21 protein-coding genes are annotated in these 21,693 nt (G+C 42.2%); 10 read left to right on the forward strand and 11 right to left on the reverse strand.

The annotated features are described in order from the left end of the window. Nucleotides 1–177: 177 nt before the first annotated feature. Nucleotides 178–468: an Asp-tRNA(Asn)/Glu-tRNA(Gln) amidotransferase subunit GatC gene (gatC, locus tag LC605_RS21620; protein ID WP_229549584.1), complete on the forward strand. Its 291-nt coding sequence runs from the start codon at nucleotides 178–180 to the stop codon at nucleotides 466–468. A 53-nt stretch (nucleotides 469–521) separates the two neighbouring features. Continuing rightward, nucleotides 522–1,451, forward strand: a complete 930-nt coding sequence (rbsK, locus tag LC605_RS21625; RefSeq protein WP_229549585.1) for a ribokinase — start codon at nucleotides 522–524, stop codon at nucleotides 1,449–1,451. 50 nt (nucleotides 1,452–1,501) lie between these two features. Here the strand turns inward: rbsK and LC605_RS21630 are convergent, their stop codons facing one another. Further along, complete coding sequence (locus LC605_RS21630) at nucleotides 1,502–1,933, reverse strand: nucleoside deaminase (RefSeq protein WP_229549586.1); 432 nt, start codon at nucleotides 1,931–1,933, stop codon at nucleotides 1,502–1,504. Between the two features lie 23 nt (nucleotides 1,934–1,956). Between LC605_RS21630 and LC605_RS21635 the strand changes: the two genes are divergently transcribed. Then, nucleotides 1,957–2,880, forward strand: a complete 924-nt coding sequence (locus LC605_RS21635) for a nucleoside hydrolase (protein ID WP_229549587.1) — start codon at nucleotides 1,957–1,959, stop codon at nucleotides 2,878–2,880. 377 nt (nucleotides 2,881–3,257) lie between these two features. On the opposite strand, the gene LC605_RS21640 is transcribed toward LC605_RS21635, so the two are convergent. Next, nucleotides 3,258–3,689, reverse strand: a complete 432-nt coding sequence (locus tag LC605_RS21640; protein WP_229549588.1) for a DUF2358 domain-containing protein — start codon at nucleotides 3,687–3,689, stop codon at nucleotides 3,258–3,260. Between the two features lie 439 nt (nucleotides 3,690–4,128). On the opposite strand from LC605_RS21640, the gene LC605_RS21645 reads away from it, so the two are divergent. Both LC605_RS21645 and LC605_RS21650 read left to right on the forward strand, forming a co-directional pair. Further along, nucleotides 4,129–4,992, forward strand: a complete 864-nt coding sequence (locus LC605_RS21645; protein WP_229549589.1) for an alpha/beta fold hydrolase — start codon at nucleotides 4,129–4,131, stop codon at nucleotides 4,990–4,992. A 282-nt stretch (nucleotides 4,993–5,274) separates the two neighbouring features. Continuing rightward, nucleotides 5,275–5,730: a pentapeptide repeat-containing protein gene (locus tag LC605_RS21650; protein WP_229549590.1), complete on the forward strand. Its 456-nt coding sequence runs from the start codon at nucleotides 5,275–5,277 to the stop codon at nucleotides 5,728–5,730. Nucleotides 5,731–6,547: 817 nt separating this feature from the next. Here the strand turns inward: LC605_RS21650 and metK are convergent. Together metK and LC605_RS21660 are read right to left on the reverse strand one after the other, a co-directional pair. After that, nucleotides 6,548–7,822, reverse strand: a complete 1,275-nt coding sequence (gene metK / locus LC605_RS21655; protein WP_229549591.1) for a methionine adenosyltransferase — start codon at nucleotides 7,820–7,822, stop codon at nucleotides 6,548–6,550. 422 nt (nucleotides 7,823–8,244) lie between these two features. Then, nucleotides 8,245–9,249 (reverse strand): phosphoribulokinase, encoded by a 1,005-nt coding sequence (locus tag LC605_RS21660; RefSeq protein WP_229549592.1) that lies wholly within the window; start codon nucleotides 9,247–9,249, stop codon nucleotides 8,245–8,247. Nucleotides 9,250–10,583: 1,334 nt separating this feature from the next. Between LC605_RS21660 and petH the strand changes: the two genes are divergently transcribed. The 5 genes from petH (at nucleotide 10,584) to LC605_RS21685 (ending at nucleotide 15,177) form a co-directional block, all read left to right on the forward strand. Further along, a complete protein-coding gene (petH, locus tag LC605_RS21665) occupies nucleotides 10,584–11,897 on the forward strand; it encodes a ferredoxin--NADP reductase (protein ID WP_229549602.1) in 1,314 nt (437 codons plus the stop codon). Between the two features lie 153 nt (nucleotides 11,898–12,050). Continuing rightward, nucleotides 12,051–13,337 (forward strand): homoserine dehydrogenase, encoded by a 1,287-nt coding sequence (locus tag LC605_RS21670; protein ID WP_229549603.1) that lies wholly within the window; start codon nucleotides 12,051–12,053, stop codon nucleotides 13,335–13,337. Nucleotides 13,338–13,545: 208 nt separating this feature from the next. Next, a complete protein-coding gene (locus LC605_RS21675) occupies nucleotides 13,546–14,304 on the forward strand; it encodes a Uma2 family endonuclease (RefSeq protein WP_229549593.1) in 759 nt (252 codons plus the stop codon). Nucleotides 14,305–14,392: 88 nt separating this feature from the next. After that, nucleotides 14,393–14,548 (forward strand): hypothetical protein, encoded by a 156-nt coding sequence (locus LC605_RS21680; RefSeq protein ID WP_229549594.1) that lies wholly within the window; start codon nucleotides 14,393–14,395, stop codon nucleotides 14,546–14,548. After that, complete coding sequence (locus LC605_RS21685; protein WP_229549595.1) at nucleotides 14,539–15,177, forward strand: Uma2 family endonuclease; 639 nt, start codon at nucleotides 14,539–14,541, stop codon at nucleotides 15,175–15,177. The genes LC605_RS21680 and LC605_RS21685 overlap by 10 nt, the downstream gene beginning before the upstream one ends. Nucleotides 15,178–15,682: 505 nt before the next feature. Here LC605_RS21685 and LC605_RS33075 read toward each other — a convergent pair. The 7 genes from LC605_RS33075 to LC605_RS21715 all read right to left on the reverse strand — a co-directional run. Next, complete coding sequence (locus LC605_RS33075) at nucleotides 15,683–15,805, reverse strand: hypothetical protein (protein WP_267868621.1); 123 nt, start codon at nucleotides 15,803–15,805, stop codon at nucleotides 15,683–15,685. Further along, entirely contained in the window at nucleotides 15,775–16,737 is a 963-nt protein-coding gene (locus LC605_RS21690; protein ID WP_229549596.1) for a hypothetical protein, read from the reverse strand. The genes LC605_RS33075 and LC605_RS21690 overlap by 31 nt, the downstream gene beginning before the upstream one ends. A 314-nt stretch (nucleotides 16,738–17,051) precedes the next feature. After that, complete coding sequence (locus LC605_RS21695; protein WP_229549597.1) at nucleotides 17,052–17,765, reverse strand: PEP-CTERM sorting domain-containing protein; 714 nt, start codon at nucleotides 17,763–17,765, stop codon at nucleotides 17,052–17,054. A gap of 104 nt (nucleotides 17,766–17,869) precedes the next feature. Further along, nucleotides 17,870–18,589 (reverse strand): DUF4386 domain-containing protein, encoded by a 720-nt coding sequence (locus tag LC605_RS21700; RefSeq protein ID WP_229549598.1) that lies wholly within the window; start codon nucleotides 18,587–18,589, stop codon nucleotides 17,870–17,872. A 174-nt stretch (nucleotides 18,590–18,763) separates the two neighbouring features. After that, nucleotides 18,764–20,125 carry a cytochrome P450 gene (locus tag LC605_RS21705; protein ID WP_229549599.1) on the reverse strand — a complete coding sequence of 454 codons (1,362 nt, stop codon included), beginning with the start codon at nucleotides 20,123–20,125 and terminating at the stop codon, nucleotides 18,764–18,766. 115 nt (nucleotides 20,126–20,240) lie between these two features. Continuing rightward, on the reverse strand, nucleotides 20,241–20,669 hold the full coding sequence (locus LC605_RS21710; protein ID WP_229549600.1) for an SRPBCC domain-containing protein: 429 nt from the start codon (nucleotides 20,667–20,669) through the stop codon (nucleotides 20,241–20,243). A gap of 113 nt (nucleotides 20,670–20,782) precedes the next feature. Then, nucleotides 20,783–21,693: MFS transporter (locus LC605_RS21715; protein ID WP_229549601.1), on the reverse strand; the 911-nt coding region annotated here is incomplete at its 5' end.

A 21,693-nucleotide genomic window follows, 5' to 3' on the forward strand; every position in this document is an offset into this window, starting at 1 on the left:
TATTTTCTGGAGATATCTAATGACCAATGACCAATTGTCATTTGTCCTTTGTCATTTGTCCTTTGTCCTTTGTTATTTGAATAATGACCAATGACCAATGACCAATGACCAATGACCAATGACTAATGACCAATGACTAATGACCAATGACTAATGACCAATGACCAATGACAATTTATGATTGACCAAGAACAAGTTCACAAAGTAGCTAACCTTGCTCGTTTAGAATTGACTCCAGAAGAAGAGGAACAATTCACTACCCAGTTAGGAAATATTCTCGACTATATCGAACAACTGAATGAACTTGATGTCAGTAATGTGCCCCCAACGACACGAGCGATTGATGTCAAAAATGTTACGCGCGAGGATGAATTGCAACCCTATCCTGACCGGGAAAGTATTCTTAAGAGTGCGCCTGAACAGGAAGGCGAATTTTTTAAAGTACCAAAAATCCTCAACGCTCAATAGCCAAAAGCTATTCACTATTAACCAATAATTCATGATCAATAGAAATCAGCATCATGAGTATTATCGTCTTCGGTAGCATAAATATAGACTTGGTAGCAACAACACCTGATTTACCAGTCGCAGGAGAAACGTTGTTAGGAGAAGACTTTTTTAAAGTATCGGGAGGTAAAGGAGCTAATCAAGCCGTAGCATTAGCAAGATTGGGAATTCCTACCCACATGGTAGGGCGTGTAGGCGCAGACGATTTTGGTACAGAACTTGTTAACAATTTGCAAACATCTGGTGTGCAGGCTGATCACATTTTTGTGGATGAAACTGTTAGTTCTGGAGTCGCTATTATCATCGTAAGTCATACTGGTGAAAATCAAATCGTCGTCATTCCTGGTGCAAATGGGCACGTCAATCAAGAAGATGTAGAGCGATTATCCCACTTATTACCAGAAGCTACAGCATTACTTTTGCAACTAGAAATTCCGATTACTGCCGTGGTTGCTGCTGCTCAAGTGGCACGACGTGCAAACATTAAAGTAATTTTCGACCCCGCACCCGCACAATCTAATTTACCAGATGAACTGTATCCATTGGTAGATATTATTACACCGAATCAAGTTGAAGCAGGGCAGTTAGTGGGTTTTTCTGTAGATGGAGAAGAACAAGCAGCCAAAGCAGCTGCGGTTTTATTGCAACGGGGCGTGAAATGTGCGATCGTCAAACTGGGTTACAACGGAGTTTTTTGTGCCACTGCTGAGGAAAAGTTTTTTGTACCCGCGTTTCCAGTTCATGCAGTTGACACAGTAGCTGCTGGCGATGCTTTCAATGGCGGTTTAGCGGCGGCACTTTTTGAAGGACTTTCTTTACATCAAGCAGTTCTTTGGGGCGCAGCAGCAGGTGCTTTGGCGGCGACAAAACCAGGCGCACAAACTTCTCTACCGGATAGATTTACATTTGATGCATTTCTTAGAGAAAGGGGAGTAGGGGAGTAAGGAGTGCGGGAGACAGACAAAGAGAATAACTCATGCCCAATGACAAATGACTATTTACCAATATCTTCATTCCAAAGTTCGGAGTTAGTTTCAATAAACTCACTCATCATTTGCTCACAGTCGTCAAGATTAAGATCAATGACCTCCACACCGTGAGATACCATAAATTCTTTAGCACCAGGAAAAGTTCTGGATTCTCCGACGATAACTTTTTTAATGCCAAATTGTACCACTGCCCCAGCGCACAGATAACACGGCATTAAAGTTGAATAGAGTATTGTACCTCTATAACTGCCAACTCTTCCAGCATTGCGGAGACAATCGATCTCAGCGTGGGTGACAGGATCGCCGTCTTGCACACGTTTATTGTGTCCTCTGCCGAGAATTTTGCCATCCTTGATGAGAACCGAACCAATGGGAATTCCACCTTCTTGTCTGCCTTGTTTTGCTTCTTGAATAGCAGCTTCCATAAACTCATCCATATTAATTAATTAATTCTCCTTCTATGACAAAACAACTAGTATTAATGGATCACGATGGCGGTGTAGATGATTACCTAGCAACTATGCTGCTGTTGACGATGGATCATATTGAACTCCTTGGTGTTGTCGTCACTCCAGCAGATTGCTATGTTCAACCGGCTGTTAGCGCTACACGTAAAATTATCGATTTGATGGGATTTTCTCATATTCCGGTAGCAGAAAGCACTGTGCGCGGTATCAATCCATTTCCTACTCTCTATCGCCGTGATTCGTTTATCGTTGACCATCTCCCCATTCTCAATCAAAGGGAAACCATCACTACGCCTTTGGTTGCCGAAACGGGTCAAGATTTCATGATCCAGGTGTTACGTGACGCATCAAGCCCCGTAACCTTGATGGTAACTGGGCCGTTGACGACGGTAGCAGTAGCTTTGGACAAAGCACCAGATATTGAAGCCAAGATTCACAAAATTGTGTGGATGGGGGGTGCATTAAATGTGGGTGGTAATGTGGAAAAAAGTCTGGAAGCAGGACAAGATGGTTCTGCCGAATGGAATGTTTATTGGGACGCAATTTCAGCAGCACGGGTATGGGAAACGCAAATTGAAATTATAATGTGCCCTTTAGATTTAACAAACAATGTCCCAGTTACATCAGAATTAGTGCAAAAAATGGGACGACAACGCCACTATCCCATCTCTGATTTAGCCGGACAATGTTATGCACTAGTTATCCCTCAAGATTATTATTTCTGGGATGTCTTAGCAACAGCTTATTTGGGACATCCAGAATTTTATCAATTGCGTCAATGGGAAACAGAAATTATTACTACTGGTCTTAGTCAGGGGCGTACTAAAGTAGTTACTGGTGGTCGGAAAATTTCTGCGATGGATCAGGTAGATAAAGAGGCTTTTTATGCCTACATCTTGCAGCAATGGGCAAGTTGAAGAAGAATTCAGGAGTCATCAAGTGCTTCACAGCAATCAGCGTGTTTTTGGCAGAATTGTTGTAGCTTTTTCCGACTGATAACACAATACACTTGGGTTAAGCATTTCCTCCTTCTCTCTTCTCTCTTCTCTCTGTGTTCTCTGCGCCTCTGTGGTTCGTAAAAAAAAGAGTTTCAGCCCTTTTGTGAACCGTATTGACTGATATAGCGGTTCTCAATTCAGTGCGGTACAAGAACCCCACCCCCAACCCCCTAAGAGCAAGCGAAGAGGGGGCTTTCGATGTACCTCATGTGATTAGGAAACGCTATAACATACATTAATTTCTTATTTCGGCGTTTCTCTGCTTATTCTGGATAAACTTTTAACTCATTATGTATCTAATTAGCTGTTTCTCCCCTTTGCCAAAACTGTTTTAAAATCTCCCCTGGTTTTCTATCCCAGGTGTCGATATGCTCGTATATCAAATTATCTCGGTTGAGTTTATATGTTGAATAGCCATTAAAAAGCAACCCAGCGTTCCAAGGAACGCGTAACACTCCCCGCACCGTCCACTTTGCTAGAATCGTGTCTTCGGCTGACTGAGATACTTCATGTACATCAAAGTAAATTTGGGTAAAAAATAGCCGAGCGTGAAATCGCAATGTCCAAAATATAATCCGATAGTTAAATTTGTATTTGAATGTATTTACCGGATCTTTGAAATAGATATTCTGTGTATAAATTTCATAAGAAATATCTTTTTCAAAAAGTGTTGGTAAATCCTCTTTTAAAGTCTTAATTACCTGTTCCACTGGTAATTTAAATTCCACGTGCATCTCCACTTAAAAAATATTTTTAACTAAGTACAGCTTTGCATAAAATCGTGGCGAATTGAGGGTTGAAATTTAAACGCAAAGGGGCGCAAAGGGAAGCGCAAAGGTTCGCAAAGAGAATTCGCTACGAATTTATAAAATATTGTACTAAGTTTGGGGGTTTAAGTCCCCTGGTTCAATAAAAAACCAAGTTTTGTGTTGGGGTTATATTTCGACTTCGCTCAATAACCAATCGCCATTACAAAACTTAATGTTGACTATTGTATTCAATTGCCTGCACCAGATATTCTGGACTAATGCAGTAAGAGCCAAGTGAAATGCCCAATCATGGATATTGGGTGCGATCGCTACCAAAGCATTTTAAAACTATCTTTTAACAGATGTTTTGACGAAAAATATTACACATAATAACTATCACCAACAAAAAATACAACGTATGTCTGTAATAGAACGGACTTGGAAACACGATTATATAACGACTAATGGGGTGAAGTTACACTACGTTACCCAAGGTGAAGGCCCCTTAATGTTGATGTTGCACGGGTTTCCTGAATTTTGGTACTCTTGGCGGCATCAAATACCAGAATTTGCCCAAGATTTTAAAGTCGTCGCCATTGATTTGCGTGGCTACAACGATAGTGATAAACCAACAGAGCAATCAGCTTATGTCATGAATGAATTTATCAAAGATGTTGAGGGAGTAATTAAAGCGCTAGGATACCAAAAATGTGTATTAGTTGGACATGATTGGGGTGGTGCGATCGCTTGGAATTTTGCCTATGCTCACCGGGAAATGCTAGAGCAATTAATTATACTTAACCTGCCTCATCCTACTAAATTTTCCCAAGGCTTACGCACTCCTCAACAGTTATTGCGTAGTTACTACATATTTATCTTTCAATTACCGTGGATACCAGAATTACTTTTACAATCTTCAGACTACCAAGCTATTGAAACACTTTTTCAAGGTACGGCATTTAACGAGAGTGCTTTCACCAAAGCGGATATTAACGCTTATAAGAATGCTGCTGCAAAACGCGGTGCCCTCACGGCAATGTTGAACTACTACCGCAATATTTTTCAACAGAAAATGCTAAATCCAAATTGGGGCGTTTTGAAAGTGCCAACACTGATGATTTGGGGAGAAAATGACACCGCACTTGGCAAGGAACTAACCTACGACACCGCAGCCTATGTCAGGGACTTTCAAATCAAGTACATTCCCAATTGTGGCCATTGGGTGCAGCAAGAACAGCCTGAGTTGGTTAATCAGTATATGCGAGAATTTCTGAAGGCTTAAACTAATCTTAACAAGTATAAATACTTATTACATAAATCCAACTATGGGGAGAGTGCAAGCTTTTAAAAAGATTTAATAGTGATTTAACACTGTCATTTTTTGAGGAATTATCGGGTAAAAATCGCCAAAAATCAGACTTAATGGCATTTGTGACCTCACTTTTATCCCTGTTTCATACCACAATTAACTTGTCACGAGACAGATTGACCTCACAAAGTTTAGTGAGATAATAGAGTCGTGAGGGACAGAACGGACGCAACTCGATTATTAAGGGGGAAAACTATGAAACTCCAGCTATTAGCGGCCATGGCCTTAGCAACTCCCCTATTTTTCACTAGCTCGGTTAGAGCCGAAAATCCGCAGGACTTACAAAAGCTGCTTTCAACTGGGGAATGTATTAAGTGTGAACTATCGGGAGCTAACCTGAGTGGCGCTCATTTAATTGGTGCTGACTTGAGAGGCTCGAAGCTCCAAGGAGCAAACCTTGTAGGCGCTAACCTCGAAGGTGCTGACTTAACTGGTGCAAACTTGGCAGGTGCTGACCTAACATCCGCTTATGTAACCAATGTTAATTTGAAGCAAGCCAATCTCAACGGAGTAAATTTTACTCGCGCTACAATTCACGATTCTAATGTGTATAAAGCATCAATGAATGATCTGAATCTCACGGATGCCGAAATATTTAACACTGGAATCGGTATTGGTGGAGAAGATGCCGAAATTCCCGATTGGGACTAGGTTGAACCAAGTTGGCAGGTTAAAGTCAACACAACATCGGTTTTGGCGGGTTTGAAATCAAATAAACTAGTTTTTTGCCAGCATTATCCTTAAAACCTGCCTGTACAAAAATATTAAGATAAATGAAACCCCTCTGCGTTGTAATCACTTTACGATGACAAAAGCAGAGGGGGTTTCTTATTCAATAGTGCGTAGGTTTTGGCAAAAAAATAAAAAATGTGTAGGTTGGGGAGCCACTGCGTTGGGCGGGTTCCCCGACTTGAAGCACGTGGCGTTTGAGGAACGAAACCCAACATTTTCATGGGTTTGTTGGGTAACGCATTGCCTCAACCCAACCTACGAATATTCACAAAGCGTGCAGTATTGGCTCAAGCTGTTCCTTTGAGAGCCTTCCTGCGATCGCAACCCCGAAAAAGGCAGTGTTAAATAATTCGTAATTCGTAATTCGTAATTCGTAATTAAAGACATTTTCAGACGGGGATTTAAACCCCGACTGAAACTGACGCTACGTGTAATGGTTGGGGTCTTAAACCCTTTTATTTAACGTGAGTTCGATGAACCTCTCCCTCCCAGCCTCCCTCTGGGAAACGGAAAGGGAGGAGCAACGAAAAATTAAGCTTTTTGCTCCCCTCTCCGCTTCGGAGAGGGGCTGGGGGAGAGGTCAAATAAGACTTGTCGAACTCACGTTTATTTACGATAAATTTTTGTTTTACTTTTAGATATTCAGGTGGCTAGCAAAAAATGAGGGCATAAGTAACTTGTCAAGTTGCCAATACCCTCACGTAGATAAACTAAGTTTTTGCAGTAGCGTATAAGGCTAAGTTAGTGCCGGAGCAACTACTGCCGAAAGTGACTCGTTTACTGCTTGCTTCAACAATTCGGCTTTATCGGTCTGTTCCCAAGGCAAATCTAAATCAGCCCGCCCAAAATGACCGTAAGCCGCGACGTCCTGATAAAAACGTCCGCCTCGTTCACTTGGTAAATTGCGTAAGTTGAAGGTATGGATAATCCCGGCCGGGCGTAGTTCAAAGTGCTGGTTGATTAATTTCAACAAGGTTTCTTCATCTACTTTGCCAGTGCCAAAGGTATCCACCAGAATACTTGTTGGTCGCGCTACACCAATAGCATAAGATAGCTGGATTTCAACTTTTTCTGCCAACCCGGCGGCGACAATATTTTTCGCCACATAGCGAGCCGCATAGGCAGCAGAACGGTCTACCTTCGTGGGGTCTTTGCCAGAAAAAGCGCCGCCACCATGCCGTGAATAACCACCGTAGGTGTCAACAATTATTTTCCGTCCTGTCAGACCAGAATCTCCCTGAGGGCCACCAACGACAAATTTGCCAGTGGGGTTGACTAAAAAACGTGTCTGATCGTTAGGCTTAACGTCAATGTCGCCAAAAACAGGTTCGACCACTGCTGACCAAAGGTCTTGTTTAATTTTGGCTTGTACCGCCGCCTCATCCGTAATTTCCCCAATAGTGGCTGTATGCTGAGTGGAAATCAGAATCGTATCAATACCTACTGGTTGCCCATCTTCGTAGACTACAGTTACTTGGGTTTTACCGTCAGGACGCAGGTATGACAATTCACCTGTTTTGCGGACTGCTGCCAATCGGCGAGCAATCCGGTGGGCGAGACTGATGGGTAAGGGCATCAGTTCTGGTGTTTCGTTGCTGGCAAAACCGAACATTATACCTTGATCGCCGGCGCCAATTTTGTCGAATAGCTCATCACTATCTTGTTGGCGGGTTTCTTGGGCGGTGTTAACGCCTTGGGCAATATCAGGTGATTGTTCGTCTAAAGCCAGCAGAACGCTGGTACTGTTGGCAGAAAAGCCATTATCGGCATTGGTATAGCCAATTTCGACAATTTTTTCGCGGGCGAGATTGACGAAATTCACATTGGCTTTGGTGGTTATTTCACCAGTGATTAGCACCAAACCAGTATTAACTACTACTTCGGCAGCGACACGGCTGCTGGGGTCTTGTGTCAGTAGGGCATCGAGAATAGTATCAGAAATCTGATCGCAGATTTTATCTGGATGACCTTCGGTGACTGACTCGGAGGTAAATAAATATCGACGAGACAAAGGAAATTCCTCCTTTCTTGAGTTTTTTTCGCTGAGTAAATGTGGTATTTGGTTCAACTATCTAAATTTAACGTGAGTTTGATGAACCTCTCCCTGAGTTGAACTTTAGTTCAAGTTTCTCTCCAAGTCGGAGAGCTAAGGTTTTGCGTAGTAAAACCTTTTAGAGGTCTTTTGATTGAGCTCCTTAGGCGAATACCACATCAGCCGTCTAACTCACGTTAATTTATGAAATCATAACAATATTTATATCTAAGTAGTTAATATCTTCTTAATCTTGACAAAAACCACTAACCATAAGCTAAGTGTCGGTGAGAAATATCTAATTTATGCTAATTATGTTGTAGCCCAAATGTGTTCAATAACACAAAAAAAGGGGGACACCCGGAAGTGCCCCCACAAGCTTTGACACAAACACTGCTGCTTTAAACCTGAACCGCTAACTTTGCTTCCGTAGCTGTCAACCGCTCATAGGCAGCACGCATTTTCAAGCCTGTAAGCACTTGAAAGAAACCAGTACCATTGTTGGAACCTGGATACTCGCGGTGCTGGAGTAACAAGTGAGTCAGTTCACCCTGATATTTAGTGGATGTATTGCTGAGATGGGTTTCGATATAAATTACTTCTTCCAAGTTGTCAAATTGACCATCCACCTCTAGTACTGAGACATAGCGACCGTAGTAAACATCTGAACCATAGTACAGTTGCATACCAGGGTAAGAACAGGTCAGCTTGCGTCCACATGGAGTCCAATTAATTGTTGACCCTTCATCAAAGAGGTAGGTTGGATCAAAGCCTTCCTTACCTTCCCGTTGGAGCATACGCACCCTTAAGACTCTGCGCTCGGTGTCGTTTTTGATCAAATTTGTGGGCAACACCTGGAGAACCACATCAGCAAATTCTCTTTGTGGTTCGATAAACTTTTCAAAGTCAGGCTTGCGGGAATTGATTTGCGCTAATACATCTTCGTAGCGATGACCGCGTTCAGCCATATCTCGCTGGATTTTCCAGGCAATTTTGACTTCATCGCTAATGTCAAAATAAACACTGAAGTCCATTAGCGATCGCACCCGCTCATCATATAAAGGATGCAGCCCTTCAACGACTATAATATGATTCGGCTCTATCCGCTCTGGCGGATCAATCAAGCCGGTTTCGTGGTTGTAAATCGGCTTATCAATCCCTTGACCACTTTTGAGCGCTTTTATTTGCTCATACATTAGGTCAAAATTGTTCGCCCTGGGGTCTAGTGCCGTTATCCCTGTTTCTTTGCGCTGTTTGCGATCCAGGGAGTGATAATCATCCAAACAGATGACTGTCATTAAATCTTCACCAAACAAATCTATCAAGCGACGCAAAAACGTAGATTTACCGCACCCAGAGTCTCCGGCTACTCCAATCAGTACCACGCGTTCCGGCTTACTTGTCATAAATCTCCTCTAAAATACTAAAGTTGTGTCAATAATTTTTCACACAGCAGATTCTGAAGCCAGGAGTTTACCCCTTTGGTTTTTCCTGCGTTCTTGCTACCCAGCACAGCTATAAGATACCAAACGCCTAAACAACAAAGTAATAAGTTGCTACTCGTCGGATTAGCCTGAATGTTGATGCCGGTAAGTATTTAATCCTAGTGGTATATTTGATTTTAACAGAAGGGGGTATCCCATACAAGATTGCTGTCAAGAAGAATTAGTATGGTTCATCAATGATTTTGTTGATTTAGTTCTTAATTGACAAATCGGGATCACTATCGCCATAAGTGTCGCAGGGCTGTCATTCGGCTACTTGTGACTCTATACAATCAAGTCTATAAGGTATAATTTACCCTGGCAGCTAATTTTTAAATTGTCATTTCGCCTCGACAATAGTTGAGGTATTCAAAGCCAAAATCTATCTAACGAATGAGCCAACAACTTGAATTAGTCAAATTATTGACTGTAGATTTATGGATATGCTCAAATAGAAGGGAGCATCCCAATGCAAGCTTAAATCTTTTCCCTCACCCCCAGCCCCTCTCCCAAAGAGGGGAAAGGGGAGACATAATTCTAGTTCCCCGAATCCCAAACATGGGATTCGGGGTTAGGGGATGAGGGGTATCAAGGTTTTTGCGCATTTGGGATGCTCCCAAATAGAAGTGTCGGTATTATGGCAAGGCACTAAGTAGATCGGCGCAATTAAAGCTAACTGGCTAAGGCTGTCATTTGTCATTTGTCCTTCGTCATTTACAAGGGTTTTAAGCCTATTTACGTTTCGTAACATATTTAGGTTTTTTCGCGCCAACTTACTTAATAGAGGTTGAGAGATTTTTCACATCAAGTGAAATTGATTACAGCTGCTTAAATCAATTTTGCCTCTAAGAGCAAGCAAGCGCAAGAGTAACTTTTGGAAGTAACCTGAGCGGTAGCTTCTACCAAACAAAGCAGCCCTGTGACAATACTTGCTATTCTGAGTTACTCGTTGGATAGTCAGGTAAAAAGCTATCTTCCTGATGGGGGTGGTAGTTAAGGAAAAAAAGATTAAATTGACTCATTATTAACATTTTCCACAAGACTTATCCTTTACCTTAGAAGGTGAACAGGTGTGTTTTTTGCCATGCCTGCATGTCTTGGGTGAGTGTACTTAGCAAGGCATTAATTTAATGATGCCGTTTTTCCTTCTTTCTCCAGTTTTGTGAAACAAAAATCCGGTAAACTAAAGCTGGCAAGGTAGGGGAATAGTTTTTTTTTGAAAAACGGTTAAGTAAATTATCGGAGTGGTAGAACGAATGTACAATCAAGGTGCTGTTGAGGGTGCTGCCAACACAGAATTAGGTAGCCGCATCTTCCTTTATGAAGTGGTAGGTTTGCGTCAGAGCGAAGAAACTGATCAAACTAACTACCCAATTCGGAAAAGTGGCAGTGTGTTCATCAGAGTGCCTTACAACCGCATGAATCGAGAAATGCGACGTATCACTCGTCTAGGCGGCACAATTGTTAGCATCCAGCCCATAACTGCGCTACAGTCGGTTAACGGTAAAGCCCCATTTGGGAATGCTACAAGCGTTGTCAGCGAGTTAGCTACATCTGGGGAAACTGCTAACAGTGAAGGGAATGGTAAAGCCACACCTGTAAATGCTCATAGTGCTGAAGAACAGAACAAGGACAAGAAAGGCAACACCATGACTCAAGCGAAAGCCAAAAAAGACCACGGTGACGTTCCTGTTAACACTTACCGTCCCAATGCTCCGTTTATTGGCAAGGTAATATCTAATGAGCCGCTAGTCAAAGAAGGTGGTATTGGTATTGTTCAACACCTGAAATTTGACCTATCTGGTAGTGATTTGAACTATATAGAAGGTCAAAGTATTGGGATTATTCCGCCAGGATTGGACAAAAACGGCAAGCCGGAAAAACTCAGACTATATTCCATCGCCTCAACTCGTCATGGCGATGATGTAGATGATAAAACGGTATCACTCTGTGTGCGCCAGTTGGAGTACAAGCACCCAGAAACTAGCGAAACAGTCTACGGTGTTTGCTCTACACACCTGTGTTTCCTCAAGCCAGGGGAAGAGGTAAAAATTACAGGGCCTGTGGGTAAGGAAATGTTGTTACCCAATGACCCGGACGCTAATGTAATTATGATGGCAACCGGAACAGGTATTGCGCCGATGCGGGCTTATCTGTGGCGTCAGTTTAAAGATGCGGAAAGAGCAGCTAACCCAGAATACCAATTTAAAGGATTTTCTTGGCTGATATTTGGCGTCCCCACAACTCCAAACCTTTTATATAAGGAAGAACTGGAAGAAATTCAACAAAAATATCCTGATAACTTCCGTCTCACTGCTGCGATCAGCCGCGAACAAAAAAATCCCCAAGGCGGTAGAATGTATATTCAAGACCGCGTAGCTGAACACGCAGATGAATTGTGGCAATTGATTAAAAATGAAAAAACCCACACCTACATCTGCGGTTTGCGAGGTATGGAAGAAGGTATCGATGCAGCCTTAACTGCTGCTGCTGCTAAGGAAGGCGTAACCTGGAGTGATTACCAGAAGCAACTCAAGAAAGCTGGTCGCTGGCACGTGGAAACTTACTAAGTTAGTCATTGGTCATTAGTCATTGGTCATTAGTCATTGGTTTTAGACAAAGGATGAAGGACGAAAGACAAATGACAAAGGAAGAAGGATAATCAGTAGGTAGGGCAAACGCTCTACCTACAATTGTTATTGGTGAAATTGGGTGCAAAAATTGTGGGTGTGAAACTAGGAATACTGGGATTAGGCACCGTGGGAACGGGAACAGTGCAGTTATTGCAAGATAGCGCTGGGCGTCACCCATTGTTGCAAGAGATAGAAATCTATCGGGTGGGAGTCCGATCGCTAGATAAACCTCGTGCAGTAGAATTGTCTACGGAAGTCATAACCACAGATTTAGAATCAATTGTCAACGATCCGGCGGTAGATATAGTTGTTGAGGTGATGGGTGGACTCGAACCGGCGCGATCGCTAATCCTCAAAGCTTTAAGTAATGGGAAACACGTAGTCACCGCCAATAAAGCAGCGATCGCCCGCTTTGGGGCGGAAATTTTCACAACTGCCAATCAAGCTGGCGTATACGTGATGATCGAAGCCTCTGTTGGTGGTGGGATTCCCGTGATTCAACCCCTAAAGCAGTCTTTAAGTGTTAACCGGATTCACACGGTAACTGGCATCGTCAACGGTACAACTAACTACATCCTGACGCGGATGCAAACAGAAGGCAGCAACTTCAGCGATGTTTTAGCTGATGCTCAACGTTTGGGTTATGCTGAGGCTGACCCCACAGCCGATGTCGATGGCTTCGACGCAGCCGATAAAATTGCCATTCTCGCATCATTAAGCTTTGGTGGACGGATTAACTTACAAGATGTTTATACTGAAGGGATTCGGCAAGTCACCAAAACAGATATTGCCTACGCCGAAAAATTGGGATTTGTGATTAAATTGTTAGCGATCGCGAAACGTGATACTCCATCATCCCCCCTTTGGGTTAGAGTTCATCCGACCTTAGTGCCTCAAGCTCACCCTTTGGCTAGCATCAACGGCGTTTACAATGCCATTCTTGTCGAAGGAGAACCCATCGGGCAAGTAATGTTTTTTGGCCCCGGTGCTGGTGCTGGTGCAACCGCCAGTGCTGTCACATCAGATATCTTGAATTTAGTTGCTATCCTCAAAACCAATACAGTAGTACCAAATCCATTATTCACTTGTAGACATCAAGAATATTGCCAAATTGCGCCGATGGCAGAACTGATAACTCGGTTTTATGCCCGTTTCCTCACCAATGATCAACCTGGAGTTATTGGTAAATTGGGTACTTGCTTTGGTAACTATGGCGTTAGCTTAGAGTCAATTGTCCAAACTGGCTTTCAAGGACAACTAGCAGAGATTGTAGTTGTTACCCATGATGTGCCAGAAGGCAATTTTAGGCAAGCTTTGGCAGAAATTCGAGATTTGTCAGCGATCGAAAGCATTCCCAGCTTACTGCGTGTACTTTGAGATGAAATAATTCGTAATACCTCGACGCCGCTCAGTACAAGTCGCGATTTTTAACCTGCGTAGGCAGGTTTTGTTTGTGTAGCCGCGACTTCCAGTCGCCCGGCGAGTAATTAATTGCCTAGTGGGACTTAGTTTTTTCAAATTTCTCTTTGCATCTACCCTTGGTAGACTAAATAACAAACCTCACGAAAAATGCGAGGGTAGCCCTATGACTGCAACCAATCCAGCTACTAGCATCACACTCCCAGACCACACTCAACTTCCAGAGTCTGATGGAACCTTTGTGAAAAACTTCCAGGAACACCCCCAAAGCATTCTCGTAACGGAGTCTATTAAACCAGTATTGCAAAAACGTCATCCTGATGGGCAATATTGCATAGGTCAAGACAGTGGTATCTATTGGCGCATTACTGACCCGCCAGAACGAGGTGCAGAAGCTCCCGATTGGTTTTATGTCCCGAATGTGCCGCCTACACTGAATGGGCAAATGCGCCGCTCTTATGTGCTTTGGCAAGAACACATTGCTCCGTTGATTGTATTAGAATTTGTCTCTGGAAATGGTGCAGAGGAACGAGACAAAACCCCTTGGACGGGTAAATTTTGGATTTATGAGCAGGTGATTCATCCGGCTTTTTACGGCATTTATGAAGTGAATAAAGCCAGTGTGGAAGTTTATCACCTGATTGAAGGACAATACCAACTTTTAGCAGCAAATGAACGGGGACATTATACTATTGCCCCTTTGGGAGTTGAGTTAGGCATTTGGTTAGGAGTTTATCAAAATGCGGAATTACCTTGGCTGCGCTGGTGGGATTTGCAAGGTAATTTGTTGTTGAATGGCGAGGAAAGAGCCGAACAGGAAAGCCAAAGGGCGGAATTAGAAAGCCAAAGGGCGGAATTAGAAAGCCAAAGAGCCGATCGCCTAACTGCTCAATTGCGATCGCTCGGTATTGAACCAGAAGCCTAGCTTTTGATTTCTGCCCCATAGGACGCAATCAACTCCCCATACATCCATATTTACAGGTGCAAGATGTGAGTTAACCAAGCAGTATTGGATGCCGAGTCAATGCTGGCGACAAACAACTGCTGGGGAAATTGCCCATTTTGTGCCGATGTTTGAAATGAGTCAGCAGGGGATGAATGCCGCAATTAGTGTCTTGCGGGGTCGATATGTTGTAGTAAAAGAGTTGGATGAATCTTTATGCTTTTAGAGTTAAGACAATTGAGAATTCAACCGGGACAGCAACTGTTACTTGAGGACGTTAGCTGGCAGCAATTTGAAAATATTTTGGCGGAATTAGGAGAACATCGCGCGGCCAGAATTTCCTATAGTCATGGTTTTTTAGAAATTATGGTTCCCTTACCCGAACATGAAAAAGCCAAAGAAATTATTGGCGATATAGTCAAAATTTTACTGAATGAACTAAGTATCAATTATGATGCTTTAGGTTCAACCACCCTAAAAAACGAAAAAATGAGTCAGGGAGTAGAACCGGATACTTGTTTTTACATTCAAAATCAAGCGGCAGTTATTGGTAAAAATCGCATAAATTTAAGTGTAGATCCACCCCCAGATTTAGCTATAGAAATTGATTTAACTTCTCGTACCCGATTAGATAATTATCAAATTTTGGGAGTACCAGAACTTTGGCGATATGGAAAACAAGGCTTACAAATTAACGTCTTGCAAGGTGGAAAATATGTAGAGTCAAATTTTAGTCCGACTTTTCCAGATATTCCGATAATTGAGCTAGTAAATCAATATGTTCAGCAAAGTCAAGTTGTTGGTAGCAGCCAAGCAATTCAAGCTTTTAGAAATTGGCTGCGGGATAATATTTAATTGTGCCTTTTATTTCAATACGGTAAATGACCCCGTTGCGATCGCCTGAATCTGTGACTAGCAACTTGGGTTATTAGAGGCAAAGTTGCCAAACAGCATCGCTTGGGTGAACCAAATAAACTGGTACTAAGCTAAGTAAGTTGGCGCGAAAAAAACTAAATATGTTACGAAACGTAAATAGGCTTAAAACCCTTGTAAATGACGAAGGACAAATGACAAATGACAGCCTTAGCCAGTTAGCTTTAATTACGCCGACCTACTTAATCGGCATTTAAGTTGCATAAAAGCAGGGCTGAAGCCCTTACTACAAGCGAATCATTCTGGAAAAATGAATGACGATTAGCTTATGTCTAAGAGACCATTTATAAAGTAAACCTTAAATTGTCGGGTGCGTTATCGCTCTCGTGTACGGCACCTGGAGATATGGTGCCCTGCGGCTAAATTAGACTTTCTCAAACCCTCAAATTCCTACACAGCCGTAACACACCCTACTTATATATTTACTTTATAAATAGGCTCTAAGATTCCAGAGGGCGATCGCTGCCTCCTCTACACTCACAATCCGCACCTTGTCTGTGTGGGTAAGTCGAGATTTTTTCAAATCTGGCGAGAAATTCGGGTTAGGCATAGACCTAAAGATCCAAAGATTAGTAGACCTATGGCTAAAGAGGATTCGGGTACTTTTGTATTCGGAACGACATTTAAAGATAATGGAAAGGGAATACGTATGACACCATATCCATTACCAGTTGTAAAGCCAACATCCTCAACTTGGACGTCTTCATAAACTATTTGAAGCCCACCACCAGCACTACCGACGTCTTGTAAAAAAGCATCTGCTAAACCTGCCGTTAAGGAGTTTAATCCAGCAGGTTTACTCGCACTAAATGGGTCAGTAAGAATGGCTTCGCTATCATCCACCGTTGCAGGAGTAGCACCGTATTCGAGAAATGAATAAAAAGGAGTATATCCAAAATCAATTATCTTGGTGGTGTCATAAGTTAGATATAACTCGACATCATCTGGGTTGGCGGTATAAATTCTTTCTTCAAGTGATGAATCGGGACTGGAAAACCAATCCTCTCCAAGCTTGTCATTCCCTAAGTTCCAGGTAGTAGTAAAATCGCGATCGCTTTTTTGTCCGTAGCTCAAGCCAATGCCATCTAGGGAAAGATTATTATTGGTCAGGTAATTGTAAAAGTTAGAGAAGCCGGCGGTGATATTTTGCAAAGTCGCCGATCTGGTAGCACCGCTTGGAGGCTCCTCAGGACTTTTATCCCGACCTGTTGTGTAATAGGGGGCAATATTCCTTGGTGAATTCAGGCTAATTTCAGTGTGACCACGATCTGGGGCATCGGCATTTAGGTTGAAGAAAGCTGTATATCCTTGTTTATCGGAAGGAGTTCCAAAAAAGAATAGCTTGTTGTTAGATTCGATTGGTCGTGCGGAAATATTCTGAGCTGAGTCGTAGTTAAAACTTACAGCTTGAGCAGGTAAAGGTGCGATCGCTGCAACAGCCGTCGTTAAACCAAGAAATATTGAAAATTTGTAATTACGCATAGTTGAATGAAGTTTGAGTGTTTTGGTGAAATTATTTAGAGATTGTTTCGCATTTATAGTCTCATACATTCAGTTCATTGAGCAAAGTAGCGTTTGAAGAAGAAAACTCAACCTTATCAAGCAATACAGTTCAGTTAAGCATTTTTTTCTTCTCTCTGTTTGCTCTGCGTCTCTGTGGTTCGTAAAAAAAATGACTTAACAAAGAGTTTGAGCCTTAACAGAACCGTATTGCATTATCAAGGTTTTTGCTGGATTTTGTGATCGCTTGACCCAACCTACAATTCTTTTGAACTGAACGGTATTGATTTATTGATTTATAGTGCGGAACTAGTACGCCGCCTACGCACACCTAGCGCTGCACTACCAGCCATTAAGATTGCCAATGCAGTTCCAGGTTCAGGAACTTGGGTAATAGTTCTGTCTCCTTGAATTTCGCCTAGCTTCAAACCAGCAACTTGCTTTGTTGCCCCTGCGGCTACAAGAAAATCACTAAACTCTTGAGTTATGAAGGCATCGAAATTAAGCCTTACAGTTTGATTCTGAAGATCAACGTTAGTAGGAGCCGTTCCCACCAAAGTGAATATAGGCAAACCAGTAGTTACGGTATCTGTAACATTAAAATCAAGAGCAGGCTCGGCGAATAAATCTCCCAACTCCAGTTGAGGAGGAAGGTTAAGCTTGGTTGTATCTACGTCGAAAAATAGGCTGCCAGTAAAATCTACCGTTCCACTTATAGATTCAAACTCCTTTGTTAGCTCATCGTACCTAAAGTTAAAGTCATTACCTAAAGGGCTGGGAACGTATTTCAAGCCATAAGTGTAACCCGGTGCTGGCACAGCTGTATTTTCTATCGAAGTCAAAGATAAACCCAAGGACTCCAATTCTTCAAACGCCGATGTATTCAATCTGATACTCTCGTAACCGCTCACAAATTTATAGACTTTGGATTCAGCATGAGCAGCCAGTGGTGCTGATACTAGAACGGTGGCAGTCAGTCCCAGAATTATTAGCGGATTGTAGGTGTGCATAGTTAAGTTAGAAAAAATTTGAGAGAAGGTTTTTTTGTCAGTATACTTAGTACACGTCACCATAAATTAGGTGAGGATGGGCAGCTTGTGGTTATTAGCTCACGTTAACTTCTAGTACGAGATTGAAAAAGCGCTACAGCAAGGGTGAGATACCAGAAATTCAACAGCGTCATGCTGATGAACACCACTGGCCCCACATATACGCCAAAGTCTTTAACTAAACTCACGAGCCATCCGATCGCAACAACCATGCCAACCCAGCCAATCCAGCGTGCCACTAACCCAGACCGCAGCAGTGTGATCGCAATCAACCCAACCCATAAGGCCGTGAACATCTGCGTCCCAAGATGCTCGCCAATCTTACCTGCATACAAATTGAAGGCATCGTAGACCAGTGCAATAGTCTCGCGTGTGGCGGGACTTGTTCCTGGATTGACATAGGTGTTTGCCAGAAATGGCATAAGAAAAAGCCAGCGCAAAATTCCCAGACTCTTCATGACGCCGCTTAATACACCAAATGTGGTAGCGATCGCCAACAGAGGGCCATTCTCGCTAGCCAGTACTCGGTGCAGCAACAGCGAGAGCGGGATTACCAAAATTGCTGAAAGCATATAGCTGTAATAGCCCGCGATTACAGCACTTTGCCGTTGAGCAACTAAGGGTAAGACCACAGCCGCGGGTTCATCCAAACCTGCTGGCCAATTGACTGCGTTAGACAGCACTCTAAAAGCAGTCATAAAAAGGATAACTTCCAGCACTAGAAACAGAGCAGTTAGTTTAGGTAAGGACACTGCGGATGCTCGCTCCTTATGATTAGTGTGCATAGTAGCGTTTTTCATGTATGCAACTTCTTTGCAGACGCTGCTACACCGTGAGAGTTAAAGAGTAGAATTGGGAATTGTGCCATTGGTTATTGTATGGAGTAAAGTAGCTCAACTCAAAAGGAAACGAGTAAATTACTGCGATCGCTTCGCTGTCAATAAATCTCAAAACCAAAGTCATATCCTCTGGGATAAAGTCATGCGAATGCCATGACGTGGTAACAGAGAAACCATTGCAGCCGGCTCTACTGGATGTCCCGGCACTAATTCTAAACGATAAGCTTGTGCTACCAAAGCAATAACCAACTGTATCTGCATAATAGATAGATTGTACCCAAGACAAGCGCGAGGCCCGATGCTAAAAGGAATGAAAGCCGCGCCCACACGATTTCTAGCACGCTCTGGCGTAAAGCGTTCCGGGTCAAAACCTTCTGGATTATCCCAATATTGTGGGTTGTGCTGTACTCCATATATGTTGAATAGAAGCATAGATTTAGCTGGTATGTGTACACCACCAACTTCGTCGTCTTCGAGGGCTTCCCGACCAATCACCCAAAATGGCGGATACATCCGCAGTGTTTCCTGTACAATCATCTTGGTGTAATTCAACTTTGGCAAATCGTCGAAAGTTGGTTGGCGATCGCCAAGTACTCTCACTAGTTCAGCTTGCATCTGACGCTCAACATTTGGGTTGAGTGACAACAAATGCCAGACCCAGGATAACGCCCTCCCAATCGGTTCAAAGGCGGGTAGAAGAATCCACAAGAGTCGTTCGCGTAAAAGTTTGGGACTCAAGCCTGTACCCGTCTCATCACGCCATGATTGCAACACCGAAAGCAAATCTTCCTTATCTGTCCCATGATCTTGGCGTTCTTCAATGATTTTGTCTATTGCTGTTTGGAGTGTTTGCACAGCTGCCATATACTTGCGATTGGCTGGTGTAGGAAAGCTCTCTGGTACATTGAAGTTCGATACAGCCGTAGCATTGAAGTGATTGATGATCACTTGCATTGCTAGAGCAACATCATCCAAACCAGTGTGGAAATCATGACCAATCAAGGTTTGTGCTGTAAAAGACAGACTGAGCCTCATCATTTCTTCTGCCACATCAAATGACTGATGATTGTCAGCAAAAGTCTGCCAACGAGCCAGCATCTTCTGAGTGGCATTTGCTATTGCACTGTCCATAGTAGCATAGTGTTGAGGCTCGAAAAACGGTCGAATGATTTGACGGTTAATTTTATTAGTCCACCCTTCTCCAAAAAGCAGCTTGGTTTGCATTTCCAAACGCTGGAGCTTTTTATAATTTTTAATATTTTCCTGTAAAGCATACTTAATATAAAGAGGATTGTTAATAACAAAAACTTTTTGAAACCCCAAATTTAAACAAACGATATCTCCATACTGAGCATGAAGATTATAAAAAAGCTGGAGAGGATCATTTGCTAGCCTGTTAAAAGCATTAATAGAGGCTAACAAGTTTGGCCCCTGAATTTTTCGTTGAGTTGTATTATGGGTTGAGTTTATATCAATAGACATCGGTTATCTCCTTTGAGAATATAAGTTTTTCTCATCTAATCAAACTGCTTAAATAACTCTAATTAGGGAGGATAGCAAGTGTCAATCCTCCTCAACTAATTGCAAAATATTAACTTTACGATTCTGCTAAGTTTTTAACAGCCTGATTCATTAACTCAAAGCCACTTCGAGTATTTTTATTTAGCTTTTTTGCCATAAAAGGAATAAGTAAACCTGTATACATTTCCTTCTGGATAAGGCGAACAGTTTTACTTCCCAATTCTTCAATAATGAAAGTGTGTTCACCATCAAATATACCAGGTAATATAAACTTACCTTCCCATGCCAATGTGCGATTTTCTTCGTTTTTGACAATTGTCGGATTAAAAACCATACTCTTTAGACCAGGGGGTTGCACATGGATGGTAATCTTAGCACCTTTCTGAATCGTTCCTTCTGCTTTGACCAAAAAAGGATTCCAGTTGGAGTAATCATTCAGATTGGTTAGTATATTCCAGACTTTTTCAGCTTTAGCTGAAATTTCAATATCTGTATAAATTTCCAAAGTATTTCTCCTATTTAGTGTTTGTTTTGTTTGGGAAAATATATAACCTTTCATGCTTTTTATCCTGTTACTTTTTTTGTATATATGAAAATATAAACTGGTAGTTTGTATGCTTATATTTGTTGAGCTTTTCTCATTAATTGAGCTAGAAATAGTGCAAACATAATTACAATTAAGCTAAATATGTATTGTGGGTTTAAAATTTTCATTACCAATGAGGAGAGTATAGGCCCCGATGCACATCCAGAACCATATATAGCTGTAAAAATTGCACTTCCAGAAGATAATTCATTCCTAGAAAGCTTTGCTCCAATGAGTGCCAGTGATAGCGGGAAAATTGGACTCACGCTAGCTCCTGAAGTAAAAGCAAAAATCTGAATAGTAATGAAATTATTGGCTAACGAAAGAGACAGAATAGAAATTAGTGAAACACATACACAAATTAAAAGAATCTTCAATCTGCTAAATTTGTCTGCTAAATGGGTAACTGGAATAGTCGCAAGCAGGCCTCCAATCACGAATACAGTAAAGGTAAAACCTATCTGCCCTACGCTGTAGTTCTGTCGCAGCAGATACACTGGATATAAAGATACTAGAGTAGCTACGGTAAAACCATAAGCAAATGCACCTTGAAGCGGGAGTGTCAGTTTTTTGAACCCAACACGTGACGAAGGTTGAAAAACGATCGCTCTTTCTGGTAGACCTATCCAGACAACAACTATACCACTGAGAACTAAAATACTGCCTAAAAAGAAAGTAATTTTTGGAGAAACATTGTAGAGGGCGGAACCTATAACTGGGCCAATACCGAATCCAAAACTATAAGCTAGAGCATGAAAACCGCTAGCTATTGCCCGATTACTGTCATGGCAAAAGCAGTGTAATCCAGTTTGTCCACACACTAAATACAAACAGGAAGCGATACCCATGATAGTGCGGATTAAAAACCATAAAGGCAATTGCGTAGTCATAGGAAATAGGGGCGCACTCAAACCCATAAGTGCCAGTCCAAGCATCATAGTTT

Source organism: Nostoc sp. CHAB 5836 (genome assembly GCF_020829445.1).
GTDB lineage: Bacteria > Cyanobacteriota > Cyanobacteriia > Cyanobacteriales > Nostocaceae > Nostoc.

Excerpts from the sequence above, each read along its gene's own strand:
- gatC (WP_229549584.1), top strand. The coding sequence starts at position 178 with ATGATTGACCAAGAACAAGTTCACAAAGTAGCTAACCTTGCTCGTTTA.
- rbsK (WP_229549585.1), top strand. The coding sequence starts at position 522 with ATGAGTATTATCGTCTTCGGTAGCATAAATATAGACTTGGTAGCAACA.
- LC605_RS21630 (WP_229549586.1), bottom strand. The coding sequence starts at position 1,933 with ATGGATGAGTTTATGGAAGCTGCTATTCAAGAAGCAAAACAAGGCAGA.
- LC605_RS21635 (WP_229549587.1), top strand. The coding sequence starts at position 1,957 with ATGACAAAACAACTAGTATTAATGGATCACGATGGCGGTGTAGATGAT.
- LC605_RS21645 (WP_229549589.1), top strand. The coding sequence starts at position 4,129 with ATGTCTGTAATAGAACGGACTTGGAAACACGATTATATAACGACTAAT.
- LC605_RS21650 (WP_229549590.1), top strand. The coding sequence starts at position 5,275 with ATGAAACTCCAGCTATTAGCGGCCATGGCCTTAGCAACTCCCCTATTT.
- LC605_RS21660 (WP_229549592.1), bottom strand. The coding sequence starts at position 9,249 with ATGACAAGTAAGCCGGAACGCGTGGTACTGATTGGAGTAGCCGGAGAC.
- petH (WP_229549602.1), top strand. The coding sequence starts at position 10,584 with ATGTACAATCAAGGTGCTGTTGAGGGTGCTGCCAACACAGAATTAGGT.
- LC605_RS21675 (WP_229549593.1), top strand. The coding sequence starts at position 13,546 with ATGACTGCAACCAATCCAGCTACTAGCATCACACTCCCAGACCACACT.
- LC605_RS21680 (WP_229549594.1), top strand. The coding sequence starts at position 14,393 with ATGCCGAGTCAATGCTGGCGACAAACAACTGCTGGGGAAATTGCCCAT.
- LC605_RS21685 (WP_229549595.1), top strand. The coding sequence starts at position 14,539 with ATGCTTTTAGAGTTAAGACAATTGAGAATTCAACCGGGACAGCAACTG.
- LC605_RS33075 (WP_267868621.1), bottom strand. The coding sequence starts at position 15,805 with ATGCCTAACCCGAATTTCTCGCCAGATTTGAAAAAATCTCGACTTACC.
- LC605_RS21690 (WP_229549596.1), bottom strand. The coding sequence starts at position 16,737 with ATGCGTAATTACAAATTTTCAATATTTCTTGGTTTAACGACGGCTGTT.
- LC605_RS21695 (WP_229549597.1), bottom strand. The coding sequence starts at position 17,765 with ATGCACACCTACAATCCGCTAATAATTCTGGGACTGACTGCCACCGTT.
- LC605_RS21700 (WP_229549598.1), bottom strand. The coding sequence starts at position 18,589 with ATGCACACTAATCATAAGGAGCGAGCATCCGCAGTGTCCTTACCTAAA.
- LC605_RS21705 (WP_229549599.1), bottom strand. The coding sequence starts at position 20,125 with ATGTCTATTGATATAAACTCAACCCATAATACAACTCAACGAAAAATT.